Annotated in this window: 18 protein-coding genes and 1 pseudogene; 16 read left to right on the top strand and 3 right to left on the bottom strand. The window is 28.5% G+C overall.

The window, feature by feature from the left end; genetic code table 11:
- Position 1 precedes the first annotated feature (1 nt).
- Entirely contained in the window at positions 2–817 is an 816-nt protein-coding gene (gene nadC / locus OB7_RS06345) for a carboxylating nicotinate-nucleotide diphosphorylase (RefSeq protein ID WP_114702794.1), read from the top strand.
- Here nadC and OB7_RS10035 read toward each other — a convergent pair.
- The 3 genes and pseudogenes from OB7_RS10035 to OB7_RS06370 form a co-directional block, all read right to left on the bottom strand.
- A pseudogene (locus tag OB7_RS10035) lies at positions 807–1,583 on the bottom strand (GGDEF domain-containing protein). The gene nadC and the pseudogene OB7_RS10035 overlap by 11 nt on opposite strands.
- A 1,203-nt stretch (positions 1,584–2,786) precedes the next feature.
- On the bottom strand, positions 2,787–3,122 hold the full coding sequence (locus OB7_RS06365; protein WP_004102965.1) for a transporter substrate-binding domain-containing protein: 336 nt from the start codon (positions 3,120–3,122) through the stop codon (positions 2,787–2,789).
- Positions 3,123–3,185: 63 nt separating this feature from the next.
- Positions 3,186–4,511: a GH1 family beta-glucosidase gene (locus OB7_RS06370; RefSeq protein ID WP_004102967.1), complete on the bottom strand. Its 1,326-nt coding sequence runs from the start codon at positions 4,509–4,511 to the stop codon at positions 3,186–3,188.
- Positions 4,512–4,729: 218 nt separating this feature from the next.
- On the opposite strand from OB7_RS06370, the gene OB7_RS06375 reads away from it, so the two are divergent.
- The 15 genes from OB7_RS06375 (at position 4,730) to OB7_RS06445 (ending at position 23,667) form a co-directional block, all read left to right on the top strand.
- On the top strand, positions 4,730–5,494 hold the full coding sequence (locus OB7_RS06375) for a sulfite exporter TauE/SafE family protein (RefSeq protein ID WP_004102969.1): 765 nt from the start codon (positions 4,730–4,732) through the stop codon (positions 5,492–5,494).
- Between the two features lie 64 nt (positions 5,495–5,558).
- A complete protein-coding gene (locus OB7_RS06380) occupies positions 5,559–6,179 on the top strand; it encodes a hypothetical protein (protein ID WP_012580487.1) in 621 nt (206 codons plus the stop codon).
- 35 nt (positions 6,180–6,214) lie between these two features.
- Positions 6,215–7,609 (top strand): dipeptidase PepV, encoded by a 1,395-nt coding sequence (pepV, locus tag OB7_RS06385; protein WP_004102978.1) that lies wholly within the window; start codon positions 6,215–6,217, stop codon positions 7,607–7,609.
- A gap of 316 nt (positions 7,610–7,925) precedes the next feature.
- Positions 7,926–9,338 carry an ABC transporter substrate-binding protein gene (locus OB7_RS06390; protein ID WP_012580488.1) on the top strand — a complete coding sequence of 471 codons (1,413 nt, stop codon included), beginning with the start codon at positions 7,926–7,928 and terminating at the stop codon, positions 9,336–9,338.
- A gap of 53 nt (positions 9,339–9,391) precedes the next feature.
- The gene (locus OB7_RS06395) at positions 9,392–12,286 is read left to right on the top strand and encodes an extracellular solute-binding protein (RefSeq protein WP_114702795.1); all 2,895 of its coding nucleotides are present in this window, start codon (positions 9,392–9,394) and stop codon (positions 12,284–12,286) included.
- A complete protein-coding gene (locus tag OB7_RS06400; protein ID WP_114702796.1) occupies positions 12,273–13,157 on the top strand; it encodes a carbohydrate ABC transporter permease in 885 nt (294 codons plus the stop codon). Before OB7_RS06395 ends, OB7_RS06400 begins: the two co-directional genes overlap by 14 nt.
- Positions 13,158–13,175: 18 nt before the next feature.
- Positions 13,176–14,048 carry a carbohydrate ABC transporter permease gene (locus OB7_RS06405; protein ID WP_114702797.1) on the top strand — a complete coding sequence of 291 codons (873 nt, stop codon included), beginning with the start codon at positions 13,176–13,178 and terminating at the stop codon, positions 14,046–14,048.
- A 15-nt stretch (positions 14,049–14,063) separates the two neighbouring features.
- Complete coding sequence (locus tag OB7_RS06410; protein WP_114702798.1) at positions 14,064–16,055, top strand: YIP1 family protein; 1,992 nt, start codon at positions 14,064–14,066, stop codon at positions 16,053–16,055.
- Positions 16,045–18,285: a DUF5696 domain-containing protein gene (locus OB7_RS06415; RefSeq protein WP_114702799.1), complete on the top strand. Its 2,241-nt coding sequence runs from the start codon at positions 16,045–16,047 to the stop codon at positions 18,283–18,285. Before OB7_RS06410 ends, OB7_RS06415 begins: the two co-directional genes overlap by 11 nt.
- Complete coding sequence (locus tag OB7_RS06420) at positions 18,278–19,129, top strand: carbohydrate ABC transporter permease (RefSeq protein ID WP_012580491.1); 852 nt, start codon at positions 18,278–18,280, stop codon at positions 19,127–19,129. Before OB7_RS06415 ends, OB7_RS06420 begins: the two co-directional genes overlap by 8 nt.
- A gap of 13 nt (positions 19,130–19,142) precedes the next feature.
- Entirely contained in the window at positions 19,143–20,045 is a 903-nt protein-coding gene (locus tag OB7_RS06425) for a carbohydrate ABC transporter permease (RefSeq protein WP_004103000.1), read from the top strand.
- 10 nt (positions 20,046–20,055) lie between these two features.
- Positions 20,056–20,886 carry a glycoside hydrolase family 16 protein gene (locus OB7_RS06430; protein ID WP_004103002.1) on the top strand — a complete coding sequence of 277 codons (831 nt, stop codon included), beginning with the start codon at positions 20,056–20,058 and terminating at the stop codon, positions 20,884–20,886.
- Between the two features lie 24 nt (positions 20,887–20,910).
- Positions 20,911–21,750 carry a glycoside hydrolase family 16 protein gene (locus tag OB7_RS06435; protein WP_114702800.1) on the top strand — a complete coding sequence of 280 codons (840 nt, stop codon included), beginning with the start codon at positions 20,911–20,913 and terminating at the stop codon, positions 21,748–21,750.
- A gap of 12 nt (positions 21,751–21,762) precedes the next feature.
- Positions 21,763–22,764, top strand: coding sequence for a substrate-binding domain-containing protein (locus tag OB7_RS06440; RefSeq protein WP_012580492.1), 1,002 nt, complete (start codon positions 21,763–21,765; stop codon positions 22,762–22,764).
- Between the two features lie 12 nt (positions 22,765–22,776).
- Positions 22,777–23,667, top strand: a complete 891-nt coding sequence (locus OB7_RS06445; protein WP_004103010.1) for an aldo/keto reductase — start codon at positions 22,777–22,779, stop codon at positions 23,665–23,667.

Consider the following 23,667-nt stretch of genomic DNA (forward strand, 5'->3'; position numbering starts at 1 on the left):
TATGGTAGAAAAGATTATTGAATGGATAAGAAAGGATGAAGGCCTTATTGATTTTTCAGCTTATCCTTTAAAAGGGAAAGTTGCAAAATCTATTATAATTTTAAAAGATTCCGCGGTTTTATCTGGGCTTGAACTTGTAAAAGAAGTTTTTAAAAGATTTAATATAGAATTTGAAACAAAATATGAAGATGGAATGTATGTAAATAAAAATAGTATAATTTTTACGTTAATGGGAGATGCATATTACTTATTGGTAATTGAGAGAAGTGTACTAAATCTTCTTTCACTTATGAGTGCTGTTGCAACAAAAGTAGCTAAGCTGTCTAAAAAAGCAAAAGAATATAATATTGTGATTGCTGCTACAAGGAAAACTATACCTTTTGTTGGAGATCTGCAAAAGATTGCAGTTTTACATGGAGGAGGTAATACTCACAGATTGAATCTTTCTGATACTGTAATGATAAAAGATAATCATAAGAAGATATATAAAAGTATAAGGAAGGCTGTAGAAGCCGTAAAAGTTATAAAACCCTTTACATCAAAAATAGAAGTAGAAGTAGAAGATTTTGAAGAATTGAGAGAATGTCTTGATTTAGAAGTAGATATTATTATGCTTGATAACTTCTCGCCAGAAGACATAAAAGAAGCTATTAAAATTATTAAAGAAAAAAGGAAGGATATAATAATAGAAGTTTCTGGTGGAATTAACGAGAAAAATCTTGATGAATATTTAATAAAGGGCGTTGATGTTATCTCAATAGGAAAATTAACCAGTGAAGTTCAATATGTTGATTTTTCCATGGAAGTCATTGATTAATAATTGTTCTATCTCTCCCTAAATTTTTGGCAATGTATAAGTTGTTATCAGCTTTTTTAATAATGTTTTTATAATCTTTTTCTCGTGGAACTTGACTTATAGCACCAATACTAATTGTAAGTTGAATGTTTTTTCCATCAATTAGTATTGGTGTTTTTTTTTACTTTCTTTCTAAGGTTTTCAAGAATTTCAAAGAAGTTTTCTTTATTCTGTGAGAGGTAATATATTACAAATTCTTCGCCTCCGTATCTAAAAATGTTATCTGAAATTCTTTGAAAGCTTAATTTGAAAATTTCTGAAAGTTTTTCAGACAAGTATCACCTGCAAGATGCCCATGGCAATCATTTATTTTTTTGAAGTGATAAATATCTATAATTGCAAAATTGAGGTACATGTTTTCTCTTTTTGATAAGGAAAAATCTTTTGGAAATTTTTGATTAAATTCTCTTCTGTTGTACAAATTAGTTAACAGATCTCTTATTGAAAGTTCACTTAACATCTTGTTTTTTTCTTTAAGTTCATTTGTTTTTTGAAAGATTATGTTCTCTATATTTTCAAGAGTATATTTTAATTTATTGCTAACGCTGTTGAAAGTATTTACGAAAACTTTAATTTCTTCTTCCATGCCTTCCTCAACCTCAACTGTTTCAAAGTGTTTTTCTGAAAATTTTGATAAAGTAGTGGATATTTTTTTTAGATAATACCCTATGTTTTTTGATAATTTTTTTGATAAAAAGTATGAAATAAGTATTGCAACAAAAAACATTAGTAAATAGTATAAAACGTATGAAAAAGTATTCTTAGTAAATAGTATTTATCTTTTACTATATAAAAATTTTTCGTTTAAATCAAAAACTCCGAAACATTCAAGATTTGTAGTTTTTTTTATAATATCTTTTTCTGGATTATAACAAATATGGCTGTCTTTAATCATAAGTTGTGAGTCTAGTGAAAGATTATTTGATATTAAAAACTTTTGTATAAATTACCAAGATCTATTATCATTATATAGTAAGCGTTTTCAATTATGGATATTTTATTTTTTAAAATGTAATAGATTTCATTTTTATTTATATTGTAATTTTTGGATAAATCAATATTGTTATCGATTGGGTCAAAAATGTAGTAAGGCTTATTATTAATATTAATGAAAACACCTTTAATAAATTCATTCTTGTTTATTAATTCATCAATGTTTTTTTAACTGATATATTGGAAAAATTTTTAAGAATTTCATTTTGCCCAAATAAAAATACAAAATCGTTGCTGTAAATTACTTTATTATTATGTTGTATATATGGTTCGATAATATTAAAGTAAGAGTTAAAGTTCTTTGTTAAAAGAATTAATTCCTCATTTTCTCATTTATTATTGTTCTTGAGATTTCATATATTGATGTAATAATTAAAATAATAGATGCTGTTATAAAAATTGAAAATAAAAGTGCTCTAAAAATCTTTTTTTGTAAAGTCATTTTATCAGTCCAATTATACTTAAGTATACATAATAATTTATAATGAAATACCTTTTAAATAGCTTATCAAATTTCCCACTATTTTTGTAATAATCTAGAAACTTTTCAAATTGAGATGACAGTAATGTAGCATCTTTTGGGAAACAGAAAGAAAGATATTCAACTTCTTTTGTCAAAGGAAATATAGGTTTTAAATTTTGTTTCATAAATAAAGTATTATAATATTTTTAACAAAAGAAAATGAATCAATAATTGTGAAATCTGCTTTGTTTTCAATGAGTTGTAAATATAAAAAGTATGGTGAGTAACTTGTATTTCTTTTTATTAATAAAATTTCAACTTGATCATTGTTAACTTTACTTTTATTAATATAAACTAGTTCATTATTCTTGATTGTAACATTACTAATATAATAATCGATATTGTTTTCATTCAATATTTTTTGTAGAGTTTTAAAATAAGTAAAGTTTTCAAAAGTAATTATTTTTTTTCCAACTAAATCTTTGATATATTAGTAATTTCTTCATCTTTCCTGCCAATTAATATCTCAACATTTTCAACAAATTTGATCATAGTTAAAGTTTTACTTCTTTCTTCAGTTATAGTAATAATATCAGCGATCATATCAATGGAATTAAAAATTGTATTTTCAAAATATTTTGAAAACCCATCAACTATTTTAAATTCAGGGTTTACTCCAAGATATTTTGCAAATTCTGTGGCGATTTCATAGCAAAATCCAGGTTTTTCTTTGTTACTTGAAAAATAGACAACTTCACTTGGAATATTTCTAATTCCAATAGATATATTTCCTGTATCAAGTATTTTCATAAGAGGTTGAGAAAATCCAATAAGACTAAATAGTAAAAAAAACTGTAAAGGTATGAAAAATTTTTATAGATTTATTTCCCCTTCTAAAAATTTTTTTAGCCATATTGCACTATCTTTTAAATATCTTTTTTGAGTAGTATAATCAGTGTATACTATTCCAAATCTTTTTGAATATCCTTCTGCCCATTCAAAATTATCCATTAAAGTCCAGATAAAGTATCCTTTTAAATCTACTCCATCTTTTATTGCTTTTAGAGCATTTTCAAAATGAGATTTTAAATAGTTTATTCTGTATGTATCATGCACTTTTCCATTTTCAATCTTGTCTGGACCAGCCATTCCATTTTCGGTTATATAAAGTGGGGTTTTGTATCTGTTATAAATCTTTAAAAGCATATCGTATAATCCTTCAGGATATATCTCCCAACCCATTTCTGTTTTTTCTAGTTCACCTTCTATAGTTTTAAACATGAAAGGTTCCTCAGGAGCATATTTGACTAGTTGCCTAGTATAATAATTTATTCCGAAAAAGTCGATCTTTTTTGAAATAATATCCATATCATTTTCGAAAATATCTATACCATTTCTCTGTAAAATTGCTCTTGCATTTTCTGGATACCTTCCAAAAATTATTGGATCATAAAACCATCCATTTGTTAATTCATCAACTAAAAGAGCGACATAAAAATCTTCTTCTGTTTCATCAGCAGGCTCTACTTTAGTTGTAACATTTGTTATCCCTATTTTTCCGTCTTTTACTAGATCTCTAAATGCTTCTACAGAATATCCGTGAGCTCTTAGCAAGTTATGGGCAGCTTTAATAGCTTCTTGCAGATTTTTGTGTCCTGGGGCATGAATTCCATAGAAATATCCAAGAAATGAAGAACACCAAGGTTCATTTAATGTAATCCAGTGTTTTACTCTATCTCCAAAATTTTGAAATAATATTGATGAATAGTCTTGAAAATAAAGTGCTATGTCATCGTTTAACCATCCACCTTTTTCATATAAAAATAACGGAAGATCCCAGTGATAGATTGTAATAAACGGAATTATATTATTTTCAAGTAATTTGTCAATTAGCTTGTTATAAAAGTCAATTCCTTTTTCGTTTTTTTCTTTTGTATTTTTCATAACTCTTGGCCAGGATATTGAAAATCTATAAGCATCAACCCCTATATCCTTCATTATTTTTATATCTTCTTCGTATCTATGATAATGGTCACAAGCAACATCACCGTTTTCGTTATTTTTAATTTTTCCTGGAGTATGTGAAAATACATCCCATATTGAAGGAACCTTTCCATCTTCATTATATGCGCCTTCTATTTGATAAGAAGCTGTTGCAACGCCAAAAATAAAATCTTTTGGAAAATCGTTTCTTTCCATTTTTTCACCTCATTTCTTTTTATTTATAGTTCTATTATATCACTATAACTTGAAAATTTTGTCTGCGTGTAGATATATTTATATGTAAAGTAAATTAATATTACAATTGATGATGTTATATGTGTTTGTTCAACATTTTTTTATATCATACCAATTCACAAAAATACAAAAAGAGGTAAAATTTAGTTAGGAATAAAAACAAAAAGGAGTTGACAAAATTGCATTTATCAATTTATGAATACTTATTTTTGTTTTTCATGATATTTTTAGCAGGTTTTGTAGATTCTATAGCAGGTGGTGGAGGACTTATCTCACTTCCTGCTTACTTATTTTTAGGTATCCCTTCTCATAATGCACTTGCAACTAATAAACTCTCATCTTCAATTGGGAGTATATTTAGTACATTTAGATATGCAAAAGAAAGATACGTTGTATTCGAAATTGGTATTATCTCGGCTATTTTTTCATTTTTAGGTTCTTTCTTTGGAGCTAGACTTGCTCTTTTAATTTCAGACTCTTATTTAAAAGTAATTATTTCTGTTTTAATTGTCTTTGCTGGTGCTTTTATGTTAATGAATAAAAGAAAAAAGGTAATTAGTAAAATTCCTAAAACTTCTTTTAAAAAGAAATTTTTTATCTCAAGTTTTATAGGTTTTATTATTGGAATGTATGATGGTTTTTTTGGGCCTGGGACAGGTACTTTTTTGATAATTATGTACACTAGCTTTCTTTCATTTGATTCAATAAGTGCTAGTGCCACAGCAAAAATTGTTAATTTATCTTCCAACATCAGTGCACTTATAGCTTTTTTAATTAATGGTAAGGTACTTTTTCATATAGGACTTCCTGCAGCATTTTTTGGAATTTTAGGAAATTGGATTGGTTCAGGGATAGCTATAAAGAAAGGAGATAAAATAATAAAACCAATTGTGTTAGTAATATTATTTTTGGTAGTTTTTAAATCTTTAAGAGAGTTAATTTAATAATTTTATTTTAATGCTCCTATTATGATATAATTTTAGTATCTTATTTTTTGGAGGCGATATTATGAAAAAAATCTTAGTTTTTTTATTACTTGTTTTTACTATATTTTTATTTTCATCAACAATAGATTATGTATTGGTTGTTCCAAGTGATGTCTTAGTTTCTGAAATCACTAGTTTAATTTACAGTTTAGAAAGTTATGATTTTAAAATTTCTCTTACAGATTATGGTTTGAGTAAAAAAAATTATGAATATCTTTATTCGCCATACGATGAGTATTTTAAAAATCATATTTTGACGCTTTTAAGTTATTTTTCTAATAGAGATGTTAATTCTGATTATATTTTGCCATTAGATTTTATATCTGAGTATCAAGTACAAGGTGACCTATATCTATATTCGGTATCTTTATTTGATTCGGATTTGAATTTGCTTTATAATGCTTTTAATAAAATAGCTTATGATTCAAATAATTCAATAAATTCTGAAGCCTTAACCATTTATAGTTATCTATCTAGTTTATTAAATTCAATGTTTGAGGATGACTCTCCAAAAAACTATGACATAGACTATGTAGTAGCGTCGGTTTATATTGATACACACGATGAAGGTTATCTAGTTTTTGAAATTGGATTTATTTCTCAAAATAATAGAAAAATTGATTTAATATATTATACTTTTTAGTTTATGAAAAGAATTTATAAAATAGGAGGTTGACTATGGAACAAATTGTTGAAGATGCAATTGATAAACTTGTTGATAAGTATTTTGATGAAGTATTAGAAAATCTTGAAAAAATAATTGAAATTAAATCGGTGATGGGACCGGCAAGTCAAGATGCACCATTTGGAGTAGGGCCTGCTAAGGCATTGAGTGAAGCATTAAAAATTTCAAAAAAGTTAGGTTTTGAAACTAAAAATATTGACTTTTATGCTGGGCATGTCACTTATGGTAATTCAGGAAAACTTTATGGAATATTAGGACACTTAGATGTAGTTCCTGAGGGAGATTTAGAAAAATGGGAAACAGATCCTTATAAACTTGTAATTAGAGATGGAAAAATGTTTGGAAGAGGAGTTTCAGATGATAAAGGACCAACTATTGGAGCATTGTATGCTTTAAAAATAGCATCTGAGTTGGTAAAAACTCCAAAAAACACTGTTAGGTTAATTTTTGGAACAAATGAGGAAAATGGTTCAAAATGTTTAAAATATTATTTTAAAAATGAACCATATCCAGATGCAGCTGTAACACCTGATGGGACATTTCCGCTTGTTTTTGCGGAAAAAGGAAATACAACTTATAAAATAAGTACTTATCTTAATAATGATTATAATACTAAACTGATAAAGATGAAAGCGGGGACTGCAGTTAATGTTGTTCCGGAAGAATGTAACGTAGTTATAGAAACTGATAAGGTAAATGAAGTAGCTTATCTTGTTGAAAATTTTAATACAAAGTGTAAATTAAAATATGAAGTTAATGGAAATAGAATATCAATAACAACTATTGGAAAATCTGCACATGCTTCAACTCCACAACTTGGCCTAAATTCTATCGCATGTATGTTAAATCTTTTATCAAACATTGATTTTGGTAAGGATAATTTTGTAATAAGAGTTTTGAATGAAAAACTTGGTTTGGATATTAATGGTATCCGCCTTGGTATTTATTCTAAAGATATTGCAAGTGGAGAACTTACCTGTAATTTAGGAACGATAAATATTGAAAATGGGGATTTAGAAGTCAAAATTAATATAAGGTATCCAATATTTATGAATATAGAAATGATTACTAATCAAATTAAAGAAGCTTTTAAAGAATTTGATCTTCTTCAAATTTCACACAGTAAACCATTATATGTTTCTAAAGACAGTGAACTTGTAAAGATGTTACTTAAGGTGTATAGAGATGTTACTAAAGATGAAAAAGAACCTATAGCATTGGGCGGAGGAACTTATGCTAAATCTGTACCTTATGGAGTAGCGTTTGGTGCAGTATTTCCAGGAGAAGATACAGGTATGCATCAACCTAATGAACATTGGTCGCTAGAATCTTATAAGAAATTTATTAGAATATATGCAAGATTGATTTATAAGTGGTTAACTGAATAAAAATTTGCTTAAACCTGTTGATCCTCTACTAAATTTAGTAGGGGATTTTTTATTTAAATGAAAAGTGTTTCTTTGCTTTAAACCAATGAAAATTAATTATTTATTATTTTTTTCGATGATTATATGGTATTTAAATGGATTTCTGTAACGTTTTTCTATAATATTTTTTCAAAAAAAATGATTTCATGATTTTGTGTGTAACATGTTACATAGATATAATTTCATTAGAAATTCTTAATTTGGCAATTTTACTAAAAAGATGCTTGTGTAACAATTTTATTATTTTAAACACAATTTAATTGAAAGGAGTGGTAAAATGAATAAAATTAGTGTATTATTTGGATTTTTAATGATATTTTTTGCAATTTTAGCATTTTCTGAAACAGTTGTTACAGTGGGAGTTTTTAGTTGGGATGTTCCTATATTTCAACAAATAGCAGAAGAATTTGAAAAAGAAAATCCGGATATTAAGATCGAAATTGTTGAAATCCCATGGACTCCTGGTGATATTATAAATAGTTTATTAACCGCCAAAGCAGCATCTGGGGAAAAATTTCCAGATGTAATTGCTCAGTCGTGGGAGCCAATTGTCTATCCTGTATCACAAGGTTGGGTTTATCCATTAGATGAGTTTATTAAAAACGATCCTGATTATAATTATGTACCTGAATCTATACAAAATGCTTTCAAATTTTTAGGAAAGACATATGCTCTTGGTGAAAGGCTTCATTTTAATACTATAGTTTTAAACCTTGATTTGCTTGAAAAATTAAACTTACCTGTTCCTAGTTATGATTGGGATATTAACACATTCATGTACCTTGCAAGACGTGCAACAAACAGAGAATACTCTGGAATTGATAACTTATGGGAATTTGATGCATACATGGCAGCTGTTTTTAGTGATCGTACTACTTTCTGGAGTTTTGATTTTAACAAAAAAAGATTTGATTTAATAAATGGTGGATGGCTTAAGGCTGTTGAAATTCAAGAAAAATTGAGAAAAATTCCTGGCCTTGATGCTTCTATGCTTTTTAATCAACAGCTAAGAGATCAGGGAGAACTGGATGATTATCAGAAAAAATTTGGGGAAGATACAGATGCATTTTTTGAAGGAAAAATTTTAATGGGCTTTAAAGGTACATGGGATTGGGACGAAGAAGGTTTAAAGTCACTTCCATGGAAAATGGATATGTATCCATTACCACATGATCATGAAATTGGGATGAGACAACCTATTCACATTAACTACGCATTTATGACTTCTACAACTAAACATCCGAAAGAAGCATTCAAATTTTTGAAATACATAACTTATGATCCTAAAGGTGTTGTTGTTAAATTTAAATATGTTACCTCTGTAACTGATGCGATTGGTAACTCGTTTTGGTTTGTTCCTGCAACAATGCATCCAGAAGTTGTAAAAGAATTTAAAGAAGCTAAATTCATCCCTAATGGAGTAAAATATATGCTTGAAAATCTTGATAAAACTGTTCAGGTTGATATGTGGAAAGTTATACCTGGATGGTTCCAGGCTATTAATGATGTAATGATTCCTACTGAAGAGAAAATTAGAAGTGGTGATGCAGAACCTACTGCTATAGCAGCAGAAACAGAAGAAAAACTTAATGAAATAATAGAACAGGCATGGAATGAATTTATAAAGCAAGTTGAAGAAGTTCAAAAGAATTTTAGTAAACTTAGGAAAAAAATAGAAAGTGAAAAGTAATTTAGCCCCCCGAGTTACTCGGGGAGCTTTAATGATTAATAGGAGGTATTAGGGTGATTCGGCTTATAAAAATCATTGGTCTTATTTTTATTACTTTATTTGTAATATCTCTAATATTATTTTTATTTGGTCAGAAAAGCTATTATGAATTTTCTAATTACATTAAAAGTATCAAAAAAAATCAAATAAATGTTCAGATTACTCCTGATGAAGCTTTAAGACGATACTTTTCATTTTATGAAAATTTGGAAAAAACACCAATTTATTCAGGAGAAATGGTTTTACATACTGATGAATCTACAACCATTAATTTTTACTTAAAAAAAGGTGGAATTTTTAATATATTATTAGTTTACAAGATAGATTCAAATACAACCAACAACGGTTCTCTAGAAATTTCAAAGGAAGGTGAAGAAAGTTTCATAGGGCTTTTGGATAATTATGCATATTATGATAAATCACAGCTAATTTTGGACAGATATGGTAATGAAGTGGTACCTGAGCAATACAGGGTTGATATAGCATTGTACAGTGTGTTAAAAGATGCAAAAAGAATTATTTCTAAACCACTTACTTTTGAGTTTGTAAGTGGTAATAATAAGATTGTCTTAAAAAATTTAAAATCTGATATTACTATAAAAAGTATATATCTTTTAAAACAAGAGGAGTTATTAAATTATGAAGATTACATAAAAAATTACGATAACTATTCTACAAAAGATTTAATGATAGAGGCTGAAGATTTAATTTTAAAGTCTGATTTTACATCAAGTATTGGAAATGAACAAACACCTGAAATAACGCCATTTGAAATTACGAAAAAAAGACTTAATAACATTTTGGAAGATACATTCTCATCCTCTGGGCAGAAACTAATATGGATTTTTAATATAGATGAGCCAGGATTATACAAAATTGCTTTCAGATATAAACAAACTATTAACAAAGGTATTCCATCATTCAGAAACATAAAAATAGATGGGAAAATACCATTTAAAGAATTTGAATTTTATCCATTTTATTATACAGGGTATAAATGGACTACTGTTACGCTTTCTGATGGTGTAAAGCCTTATTTTGTTTATTTAGATAAAGGGCTTCATTTTCTAACTTTGGAAGTAGCAACTGGGCCCTTTGAAAAATACATTCAATTTTTACAAGAAAGCGTAAGAAAATTACAAGATATTGGTCTTGATATAAGAAAGTTAATAGGTAATAATTTTGATCCTAATAGAACATGGAATATAGAAAAATATATGCCTAATGTTGTTAGTGATTTGGAAAATCTTGCTGATGTTCTTGAAGATAAATATACATCTTTATTGGAAATACTTGGTGAGCAAGGAAGAGCATCAATTTCAGATATGATTGTTGCTGCAGAATTAATCAGAGAAATTATAAAAGAACCTGAAAGAATCCCGTTTTATTTGGATGTTTTAAGCGAAGGAGCAGCTTCAATTGCACAAAGATTGTCTAATCTTTCTTTGAATTTGAAGAAACAACCTTTAGGAATTGACAAGATATTTATTTATTCAAACGATAAATTTGTTGAAAATAGTCAAAGCAAGTTCTTAATTAATTCATATGCTGAATTGTATAAACTATTTTTGTCATTCACAAATAAAAATGAATATTATTCAGTGTATGAAAAGTCTTCAGATGATGAACTTTCAGTTTGGGTAAATAGACCAGTTCAATACGTTGAAACTCTTCAATATTTAATTGATTCAGATTTTACAAGAAAATATGGAATAAAAGTTAAACTTTCTATAATGCAAAACGAACAGAAATTAATTTTGGCAAGTGCAGCGGGAAATACCCCTGATGTAGCATTAGGAATAAGTAGCTGGATTCCTTTTGATCTTGCTATTAGAGGAGCATTATACCCATTATCTAATTTTCCAGACTTTGTTGACACTTTGAAAGATTATTATAATCTAGAAACTCTGCTACCTTATGTATTGGAAAATAAGATTTATGGAGTTACTGAAGCTCAAAATTTCTATGTTTTATTTTATAGAAAGGATATTCTAGAAAAGCTCGATATTCCAATTCCACAAACGTGGGAAGATGTGAAAAAAATTCTTCCTGAGATTCAGCGAAGAGGTATGAACTTCTTTATACCTATGTGTGAACAAACTACAAAATTTTTTAATACAACTGCTCCTTTCATCTTTCAAGCTGGAGGAAGAATATATACAAAAGATGGTTTAAAAGCTGCTATAGGTGAAGAAAAGGCTGTAAAAGGATTTGAATTGATGACAGAATTATTTTCTATCTATGGTTTACCAGAACAAGTAGCAAGTTTTTACAATAGTTTTAGATATGGTCTTATTCCAATTGGTGTTGCAGATTTTGCTAATTATATACTTTTGTCAAATGCAGCAGATGAAATTTATGGCCTTTGGGATATAGCACCTTCGCCTGGTATTATTAATGAAAAAAATGAAAATGTAAGATATCAGGTTGCAAGTGATAGAGCAGATGTAATATTCAAAAATTCTAATAAAAAGGAACAAGCTTGGACATTTTTAAAATGGTGGCTTTCAAAAGAAACTCAAGTAAAATATGCTAGGATGCTTGTTAATAGATATGGACCAGAATATATGTTTAACACAGCTAATATTTCAGCATTTAATGAATTGGATTATTTTCCTGAAAATCACAAAAAAGTTATTTTGGAACAATGGAGATGGATAAAAGAGGTCCAAAGACATCCTGGTGGCTATATGACAGAGAGAGAAGTAAGTAATATATGGAATGCAGTTGTTATTGAGGGAAAAAGTTTAAGACCAACAATTGATAGAGCAGAAATATTAATTAATCGTGAACTTGAAAGAAAACTTGCTGAATTTGGTTATATAAAAAATGGAAAGATTATAAAAAAATTTCCTATTTATGATTCAATTTATGAATTATTACGAGGTGGTTTGAATGAAGAAAATTAAAAAGTATATGCATTGGATATTATTATCACCTTATTTAACTTTATTTATAATTTTCATTTTGTTACCAATAATTGTTGCAATTTACCTTTCTTTTACATATTTTAATGCTATTCAATCTCCAAGATGGATAGGATTACAAAATTACGTAAATCTTTTTACAAGAGATGAGATTTTTATGCAAAAGGTTTTGCCAAATACAATTAAGTTTTCTTTAATTGTAGGTCCTGGTGGATACATTTTATCATTTATTCTAGCCTGGCTTGTAGCACAACTTACTAAGGTTCCAAGAACAATCTTTGCCCTGATTTTATATTCTCCTTCGCTGACAGCAGGTGTAACAATGGCAGTAGTATGGAGGGTTTTGTTTAATGGTGATCAACAAGGTTATTTGAATGCACTATTATTAAAGTTAGGATTTATAGACAAGCCAATACAGTGGCTTCAGTCCCCTGAATATTTATTGACTATTATGATAATAGTTTCATTATGGAGTAGCATGGGAGTTGGTTTTTTAGCGATGCTTGCTGGTATTTTAAATGTTGATGAAACATTATATGAAGCTGCTTATATTGATGGAATAAAAAATAGATTACAGGAAATAATTTATATTACAATACCTGCGATGAAGCCACAGATGTTATTTGGTGCAGTTATGTCGATTGTTCAAACTTTTACTACAGCTGGCATTGGAGTAGCTTTATCTGGTACAAATCCTACTCCACAGTATGCTGGTCAATTAATTGTCAATCACATAGAAGATTATGGATTTTTAAGGTATGAAATGGGTTATGCAGCAGCAGTTTCAGTTGTTTTATTAATAATTATTTATTTGTTTTCTAAAATTGCATGGAAATTATTCGGAGACAATTAATAGGGGAGTGGTGATACTTTGGCAGGATTTACACCTAAAACTAATCCAAAAAGATTTCATAAAAGTCAAATAAAATTTTATTTTATTTTAATTCCCATAGCAGCTTTTATGCTTTTACCAATTATTTTTATATTTTCTCAAGCCTTTAAACCAATAGACGAACTTTTTCTTTACCCTCCAAGGTTTTTTGTTAGAAAGCCTACTCTAAATAATTTTTACGAACTTTTTGCTGCAACAAAAGGTTCAACAATACCTGTGAGTAGATACTTGATGAATAGTATTTTAACTGCATTATTTACTGTTATTTTTACAATTATAATTTCGGTATTTGCAGGATATGCACTTTCAAAAAAAAGATTTAAAGCTAAAAATTTGATTTTTACAATAAATAATTTAGCGCTTATGTTTGTTCCTGTTGCAGTAATTATTCCAAGATATTTAATTATTCAAAAACTTGGTTTAATTGATACTTTTATAATTAACATTCTTTCTCTTCTTGCAATGCCAATAGGTATATTTCTAATTAAGCAATTTGTGGATCAAATACCTGATGCATTAATTGAAGCTGCTTTAATTGACGGTGCAAATGATTTTCAAATAATTTTTAATCTTATAATGCCACTTTTAAAACCTGCAATTTCTACGGTTGGTATTCTTGCATTTCAGGTTGCGTGGAATAGTGCGGATGCGTCAACTTATTTTATAAACAATGAGAATCTTAGAACTTTTGCATTTTATGTATCGAATTTAACAGCTGTTACGGGAAACACAATTGCTGGTCAAGGTATTGCAGCAGCAGCAAGTTTAATAATGTTTGTACCTAATCTTGTGCTCTTTATTTTCATGCAATCTAGAGTAATGAATACAATGGCACATAGTGGATTGAAGTAGTTAGGAGGAATAATTGTGAGAAAGAGAATCATTAGTCTTTTTTTAATTCTAGCAATTTATATTATTGCTTCTAACAGTACATTTTATACATATACAATTGGGCAAAATAATAAATGGAAAATAACTCAGGATGCATATCTAGTGAGTGAAATTATTTTGGAAGATGCAGGACTTTATTATCCTGAAGATATGTATTTAGAAGGTGGAAAACTTTATATTGCTGATTCTGGAAATGCTAGAATAGTTGTCTATGATTTAAAGACAAGAAAATATATTGAAGTTGGTGAATGGTCACTTTTTACTCCAACAGGTGTATTTGTTGACGATAAATACATTTATGTTGCTGATGCTGGGTTATCAGAAATTGTTATTTTTGATAAAGAAGGAAATGAAATAAGAAGAATAGGTAAACCAAAAAGTATATTGTTTGGTCAATACACAAAATTTAAACCAAAGAAAGTTGTCGTTGATAAAAGGGGGAATTTTTATATTGTAAGTGAAGGGTCTTTAGATGGAATTATTCAGCTTGATAGAAATGGTGAGTTTTTAGGTTATTTTGGAGCAAATAAAGTAAGAATAACTGCTTTAGATAAATTTATTGATTTATTTTATTCAAAGCAGCAAAAAGAAAGACTTCTAACGAGAACACCTAAACCATATTTTAATATAGCAATTGATGATAAAGGATTAGTATATACAATTACCCAAAAAGAAAGGGGAGATGCTATAAAGAAGCACAATACACTTGGAAACAATATTTTGTATTTATCTCGTTTAAATTTGATGGTGGATGAGGAAAATTTTGTTGATATAACGGTTGATAAAGAAGGAAGAATATTTGCTTTAACTGAAACAGGACTTATTTATGAATATGATCAGGAAGGAAATTTAATATTTTCTTTTGGTGGAAGGGCAATATCATATGACAAAAATGGTCTTTTTTCAGTAGCTTCATCAATTGAAGTTGATGAAGAGGGAAAGATATATGTTCTTGATAAAGAAAAAGGAATTGTTCAAGTGTTTAATCCAACTGTTTATGCTTTGAAGATACACAGGGCTTTGGATTTATATATGCAAGGTAAATATATTGAGAGTAAATCTATTTGGGAAGATGTTTTAAAATATGATGGTTATTCAAGTATCATTCATAATGGACTTGGGAAAGCATATTTTCAAGAAGGCAATTATAAATATGCTGCTTTGCATTTTAAGGTTGCATATAATAAAAGAGAGTACTCTAATGCGTTTTGGGAAATAAGAAATCAATTTTTACAGAATAATATGAAAGCAATATTAATAGTTTTGTTTTTAATATTTATATTTTATGAAATAGTGGGAAGAATTCTAAAATTGAAAAATTATAAATTAAAAATAACAATTAAAAATAAACTTTTGAGTGATATTTTTTATTTAAAAAATATTTTAAGACATCCAATTGATAGTTTTTATTATTTAAGAAAAGGAACTTATGGAAGTATTTTATCAGCGACAATAATTTATGGTTTATTTGCTATAGTTGTAATTTTTGATTATATGGGAAGAAGCTTTTTGTTTAATCTAAATACTTCTGAAAGATCAGTTGGTTATGTTCTTTTATCTACAATTGTTCCAGTATTGTTGTGGGTATTTTCTAATTATCTTGTTAGTTCAATAACTGATGGGAGAGGAACACTTAAAAATATTTATATTTTTACTGCATATTCATTTGCACCTTATATAATTTTTCAACCTTTTATAATATTTCTTACATATATATTGACATATAATGAAAGCTTCCTTATAAATTTTGGTTCTTTCTTTATTATATCTTGGACACTTATTATTCTTTTTGTTGGTGTTAAAGAAACACATGATTATCACGTAAAAGGGACAATTGGCAGTATTCTATATTCTTTGATTTGGATTTTAGTAATTGTTCTTGTATTTTCAATAGTTTATATGTTATGGGATCAAATATTTGAAACAGTGTATGGAATAATTCAGGAGGTGTTATATCGTGTCAGATAAATTGAAGATAGCCCTTTTCGGATTTATCTTAATTTCTAGTCTTTTGTTTTCAATAGGGAATGATTATCTTTCAAATAGATTTACAAAACCTGATGAAAAAAATCGAGTTATAAATGATTTAAATACTGAGGGTTTTAAATTAATTGCTGAATCAGAAAAATTAGAACTCTGGTTTGATGAGAAAAATTATTCTATTAGGATTCTTAATAAAGAAAGTGGATATTTATGGGGATTAGTGGATTCGGAAAATTTATCAGGAATGAACAATATATGGAAAGGAATAGCATCTTCTGTTTTGACAATAGAGTATTTTGATGATAATGCATTAAATTATCTTTTAAGTATATCAGATAAAAGTGTAATAAAGAAATATTCAAAACTTGAGAATGGGATTAAAATAGAAGCAAATTATGAAAGTCTTGCTATAAAACTAAAACTATACATATATTTAAATGATGACCATATAGAATTTTACATTCCATATGAAAGCATTGATGAAAAAGGTAATTTTAAACTAGCATCAATATATATTGCACCTTTTTTGGGTGCAGTGAGAGAAAATAAAAAATCTGGATATATTTTTATCCCAGATGGTCCAGGAGCATTAATAAGATTTTCTAAATCATCTCTAAATTCAAGTATGTTTGAAAAAAGGATTTACGGAAAGGATTATAGTATTGATAATCTCAGAGAAGTTAGCGACTTAAAAGCTAGTAGACCAAATGATTTTTTAAGAGAAGAGCCTTCAATTTATATGCCTGTGTTTGGAATAGTCCATGGTGTAAATCAAAATGCAATTTTTGGAAGAATTATTTCTGGTGCAGAGTATAGTTCAATAGTAGCTTACCCAAGTGGTGTAATAAGTCCTTTTTATTGGGCAAGTTTTAAATTTATTTATAGGCAAAAGTATTTACAACCAACAACTAGAAGCGGTAATGGAATCCAGGTTCCACAAAAATTAAAAAATAAATTGGACGTAAGGTATAGAGTGTACTTTTTAACTGGTGAACAGGCAAGCTATGTTGGGATGGCAAAATTTTATAGGAATATCCTTGTAAAAGAAGGAGTTTTAGTTAAGAAACCAAAAAGTGGGAATATTCCTCTTTCTCTTGACTTTGTAGTTTCAGAGTTAGAGAAAAAAGTTTTGGGATTTAATTCTATAAAAGTAACAACATACAATTACATCAAAGGATGTATTGATTACTTTAAGCATTTAGGCGTTAACAAATTAAATATCTTTTTAGAAGGTTGGCAAGAAAGAGGTCGGAGCGGAAATAAAATCTCAAAATTCTCTTTTGAAAAATCTGTTGGAGGGAAAGATGGACTTTTGAGTTTGTATAAGAAATTTAACGATAATGACATAAAAATATATCTTGTGGAGAATGTTACAAAGGTAACTCAACAACAGATAAATATTAATAAAGAAGCAGGAACTAACCTATCTCAATCTTTGATATATGAAGATAAAAATAATAGAGATCTTTGGTTTTTTAGATCATACTATACAAATATAAAACTTTCAAGTGATTATTTAAAAGAAAAAGCTTTAAAAATGAATGAACTTGGAATTAAAAATTTAGCATTAAAGGAGTATGGAATAAAGTTGTATGGGGAATTACTAATAGATAACGAAATTTACAGAAATCAAGCCAAAGAATTGATAATAAAAACAATAGCAAATATTTCAAAAAATATAAATGTATCATTTTTTAATGCTAATGATTATTTATGGAAGTATACCAATTCGATAATTAATATTCCAATGAACAATAGTCAATATCTTTATGAAACTGATACTGTTCCTTTTCTCCAAATTTTATTAAGTGGATACATAGAATATTTTGTTCCTTTTATGAACGATGGTTTTTTCTCAAAATTAGACGTTTTAAAAGCAATTGATTTTGGCGCATATCCAAATTTTATTTTAACTGAAATAGATAATTATTATTTAGCAAAAACTCCGCTTTTGTATTATCCCTCAACAAAATTTGAAGATTGGAAAAATAGTATAGTTGATATTTATAAAGAAATTAATAAGGCTTTAAAGCATGTTAGAGGCTTTTCTATTTCTGATAGAGATGTAATTGCTCCAGGAATTGTCTTGGTAAGTTATGAAAATGGAGTAAGTTTTTTAATAAATTATACAGAGAATAAATATGAATATGGTAATTTTACGGTACTGCCAGAATCATGGATTTTGATTAGTAAAGGGGAAGATAAATATGAGTAATAAAATTAAAGTAAAGACAAAAAGAGCGTTAATTGGATACTTGTTTTTTTCTCCTTGGCTGATCGGTTTTATAGTTTTTACAGCTTATCCTTTTTTCTACTCGCTATACCTAAGCTTTTTCAAAGTCAGATTCACTGTTTCTGGTGTTGAATCAACTTTTGTTGGTTTAGAATTTTATAAATATGCATTTAGAGGTGACTTAACTTTTCCGATTAACTTTACTAATACAATTATAAACATTGTTTTATCAACGCCTTTGATTGTAATTTTTGCTTTAATTGTTTCTATTTTGTTGAATAATAAAATAAAGTTAAGAGCATTTTTCAGACTTTTATATTTTCTACCTGTGGTTATTATAAGTGGGCCAGTTGTATCAGAATTAGTAGCAAATAATGCATCAAAAATTGTGGATCCTGGTAAATATTTTATCTATCAATTTTTCACAACACTTCCGGACAGAATTAGTTTTCCATTTTTATACATGTTTGATAATCTAGTACTTATTTTGTGGTTTTCTGGTGTTCAAATTTTATTTTTTCTAGCAGGATTGCAAAAAATAAGTCCCTCAATATATGAGGCGGCCAAAATTGATGGTGCAAATTCTTGGGTTATTTTTTGGAAAATTACATTGCCTTTGATTAGACCATTTATTTTAATTACTACTATTTATACTATAGTTGATCTTGCATCGTTTGCAAACAATTCTGTAAACACAAGCATAACTCAACATATGTTTGATATTGATAAGCCATATTCATACTCAGCTGCTTTGTCATGGATTTATTTTGTATCAGTGATGATAATTATAGGTATTGCATTTTTACTATTAAGAAAGAAAGATTAAACGGGGTGAAAAAATGAGAGGATCTTTTTATTACAAATACATAAAAACTCCAACTGCAAAATTAGTTTTATATGTTTTATTAATTGGTATTGGATATGCATACTTGTATCCATTACTTTACATGATAACTACCAGTTTTATGAGTGTAGAAGATCTTGTTAATCCAACAATTAGGTGGATACCTGTACATCCAACTCTTGATAATTATAAATTAGCTTGGGAAGTTTTGGATGTATCAAAGACATTAATTAACAGTATTTATCTTTCAGTGGTGCCTGCGTTGATTCAAACCTTTAGTACTGCAATAATTGCATATGGGCTTCAGAGGTTTGATATTCCTTTAAAAAAGTTTTGGCTTTTCTTAGTTCTTGCAACATTTTTGATTCCAGCTCAGACCACACTTGTCACTAAGTACATGCTTTTTAGTAAGTTAAAGCTTGTCGGAACCCCGCTTGCCTCATTTTTACCTGCACTTTTTGGTCAGGGAATAAAAAGTGCAATTTTTATATTGCTTTATTATAATTTTTTTCAAATGTTACCAAAAGCTTTTGATGAGGCAGCAGAGCTTGATGGAGCTGGTCCTTTTAGAATTTTTTGGACTATAATGCTTCCACTTTCAATTCCAGCATTAGTAACAACTTTTATCTTTTCTCTTGTATGGTATTGGAATGAAACGCTTATTTCAGGTCTTATTTTGGGAAATTCAATTAAAACACTTCCAATTGCTTTAAGAGATTTTATATGGAGATATGCCCAGATGTTTCCATCATCGACAGGAAATTCAGTTAACAGGATTAATGAAGGAATACGTCTTGCCGCAACTTTTATAACAATTTTACCATTACTTATTACTTATTTATTCTTACAAAGGCAATTTGTGGAAAGCCTTGAAAGAACAGGAATAACTGGTGAATGAAGGTGATATTATGAGAAAAGTATTAATATTTACATTAACAATTATTTTATTTATTTTTGTCTCTTGTAAGTTAATAGATTCTGATGGTGACAACTGGAAGCTTGTTTGGTCACAGGATTTTGATGATTATTTAATAGATAAAAATGTTTGGAATTTTGAGGTTGGAAATGGTCATTTAAAAAAAATTCCAGGTTGGGGTAATGGAGAGCTTGAATATTACACTAATGGACAAAACTCCTATATAGAAAATGGATATTTAGTTATTGAAGCAAGAAAAGAAAAAGTTAGCGATTCATATGGAACATATAACTATACTTCAGCGAGAATGACAACTCAAGGAAAATTTCAAGTAAAATATGGAAAAGTAGAAGTTCGTGCAAAATTTCCATATGGAAAAGGATTGTGGCCAGCAGTTTGGATGTTGGGCGAAAATATTAATAAAGTGGGATGGCCTAATTGTGGTGAAATAGATATAGTTGAGTTTCTTGGACATGAACCAAATAAAATTTATGGTACAGTTCATGGGCCGGGATATTCAGGGAGTGAAGGTATTTCTAATATTTATATAACAAAATCTCCAAATTTTACAGAAGATTTTCACACTTTTGAGATAATTTGGAATGATGAAAGAATTGAATTTTATGTTGATGGAAAAATTTATCATTCTGTTTCAAAGTCATTTGTGTTAAGCAAAGGCTACAATTGGGTGTTTGATAAACCATTTTATTTAATAGTAAACCTTGCAGTAGGAGGATACTGGCCTGGATATCCAGATGAGACGACTAAATTTCCTGCTAAAATGTATGTTGATTATATTAGAGTTTGGAAAAAAGAAGAATAAAAAGATTTATTGTGAGGTGATTATATGAAAAAGGTATTAGTTATTTTTCTTTGTCTTGTTTTAATTTCGATTTTTTTTGCAAATGGAGGCGAAGAGATGGGACAATCTGAATGGAAGTTAGTTTGGTCTGAAGAATTTAACGGAGATAAATTAAATACTGAGGTTTGGAAGTTTGATATTGGAAATGGACATTCTAGATGGAATCCAGGTTGGGGTAATGCTGAACTTCAATATTATACCGAAGGAAAAAATATGTACCTTGAAAATGGATATTTAGTTATTGAAGCAAGGAAAGAGAAGATTAGAGATTCATATGGTGAATATTATTATACTTCTACGAGGATAAATACTGAAGGAAAATTCAAAATAAAATATGGAAAAATAGAAGTTCGTGCAAAATTTCCGTACGGTAAGGGATTGTGGCCGGCCGTATGGTTGTTAGGGACAAATTATAGATATGTGGGTTGGCCGATGTGTGGTGAAATAGATATTGTTGAATTTTTAGGACATGATAAATATACAGTTTATGGAACAATTCATGGCCCAGGATATAGTAAGGATAAAGCAAAATCTTGGAAATATAGACTGAAAATTGAGGAACCAGATTTTACAAAAGAATTTCATAGATTTGGTGTAATATGGGATAAAGAAAAAATTTCTTTTTATGTGGATGATACGGTTTATTACACAGTTACTAAAAAAGCTATTTTGAGTCAAGGATATCCATGGGTTTTTGATAATTATTTCTTTATAATAGTAAACTTAGCAGTAGGAGGATACTGGCCTGGATATCCAGATAATACGACCAAATTTCCTGCTAAAATGTATGTTGACTATATTAGGATTTGGCAAAAAAATGAATAGAAGGTGGTTTATGTGGCAGGAATCAGGGATGTTGCAAGAGAGGCAAATGTTTCAATAGCTACTGTATCAAGAGTTATTAATGGTAGTGATAAAGTTTCAGAAGAAACGCGTAAAAAAGTTTTGAGGGCAATGAGAAAATTAAACTTTAGACCTAAACCATACTTTGGTAATAACGAAGTGTTTTTTAAAACTATTGGTGTATTAGTTCCAGATATAAGAGGATATCACTATAGCGATATCGTTATGGCTATTGAAAGTTGTGCTTTTGAAAATGGTTTTGACGTTATTCTTTCAATTCCAAAGGCGGATATTGATAATGAAAAACACATTCTCGAAAAATATTTTAAAAGAAAGATTGATGGAATAATAGTTGCAGAGCTTTTAGGAGGAGAAAACTATATCGAAAAGTTTTTGAAAAGTGGGATTCCATTGGTAGTTCTTGATTTTAGTGTGGAAGAAATAAATTTTGACGTTGTAAATGTTGATAATATGATGGGTGCATATAATGCAATAAAGTATTTATATGAAAACGGTCATAGAAAAATACTTTTTATCCCAGGCCCTGAATGGTCTCCAGCAGCTAATGAAAGAGAAAAAGGAGTAAAAAGATTTTTGGAAAGTGTGGATGATTTAGAGATATATTATACAAATATAAGAGGATATAATTCTCAAGATGGTAAAGATGCTATATTTGAATATCTTACTAAAAATAGTTTAAACTTTACTGCAATTTTTGCTGTTAATGATTGGACAGCTATTGGAGCGATAGATGCTTTGCGGATAAAAGGTATAAAAGTGCCAGATGATGTATCAATTATAGGCTTTGACGATGCACCTTTTCTTGATTATATTGAACCTAAATTGACAACAGTAAGACAACCGAGATGGGAACTAGGTTATACTGCTGCACAGATTTTGATAGAAAGAATTACATCTAAAAGATCTAGACTTCCTAGAAATGTTGTTATTCCGCCTGAGTTAGTTATAAGGGAATCTGTAAAAAAAATTAAATGAGGTGGTGAAAAAATGAGGGTTGAATTAAGTAGAGTTATTCATGGTTTAATGAGAATTAAAAGTTGGAAATATACCACAGAAGAATTGTTAAGTTTGATTTATAAGTTAATAGATTTAGGTGTTACAACATTTGATCTTGCTGATATCTATGGAGATTATGAGGCTCAAGAAATTTTTGGAAGAGTACTAGAAAAAGATCCTTCTTTAAGGAAAAAAATTCAGTTAATTTCAAAAGTTGGTATTGTTTTACTTTCAAATAAGCATCCTAATGTGTATGTAAAACATTATGATACATCAAAAAAGCATATTATAGAATCTGTGGAGAAGACTCTGAAAGATTTGAGAACTGATTATATAGATGTTCTTTTGATTCATAGGCCAGATCCATTGATGGATGTGGAAGAAATTTCTGGAGCATTTGAAAAATTAAAGGAAAGAGGAATGGTACTGTCTTTTGGTGTTTCAAATTTTTATCCAAGTCAAATGTCTTTATTTGTTGAAAAATTATCATTGCCTTTGCTTTACAATCAGATTGAAATCTCACTATGGAATGTAGATTCTTTTTTTAACGGAACTTTGGATTATTGTCAAGAAAAAGGTATTTTACCAATGGCTTGGTCCCCAGTTGCTGGTGGAAGATTGTTTAAAGAAGAAGATATAAGAAAAGATGATAGGGTTTTAAGAATTCATAATGCACTTGTTGAGGTTGCAAAAAATCATTATACAACTCCTGAGCATATAGCATATGCATGGCTTTATAAGCATCCTTCAAAAATTTACCCTGTTGTAGGTAGTGGGAATTTTGAAAGAATAAAAACAGCTGTTGAGGCTTTAAATATAGAACTTGATAGGCAAGAATGGTTTTATTTATTGAAAGCTTCAAGAGGAATAGATGTATTATAA

It is taken from the genome of Thermosipho africanus Ob7 (genome assembly GCF_003351105.1).
GTDB lineage: Bacteria > Thermotogota > Thermotogae > Thermotogales > Fervidobacteriaceae > Thermosipho > Thermosipho africanus.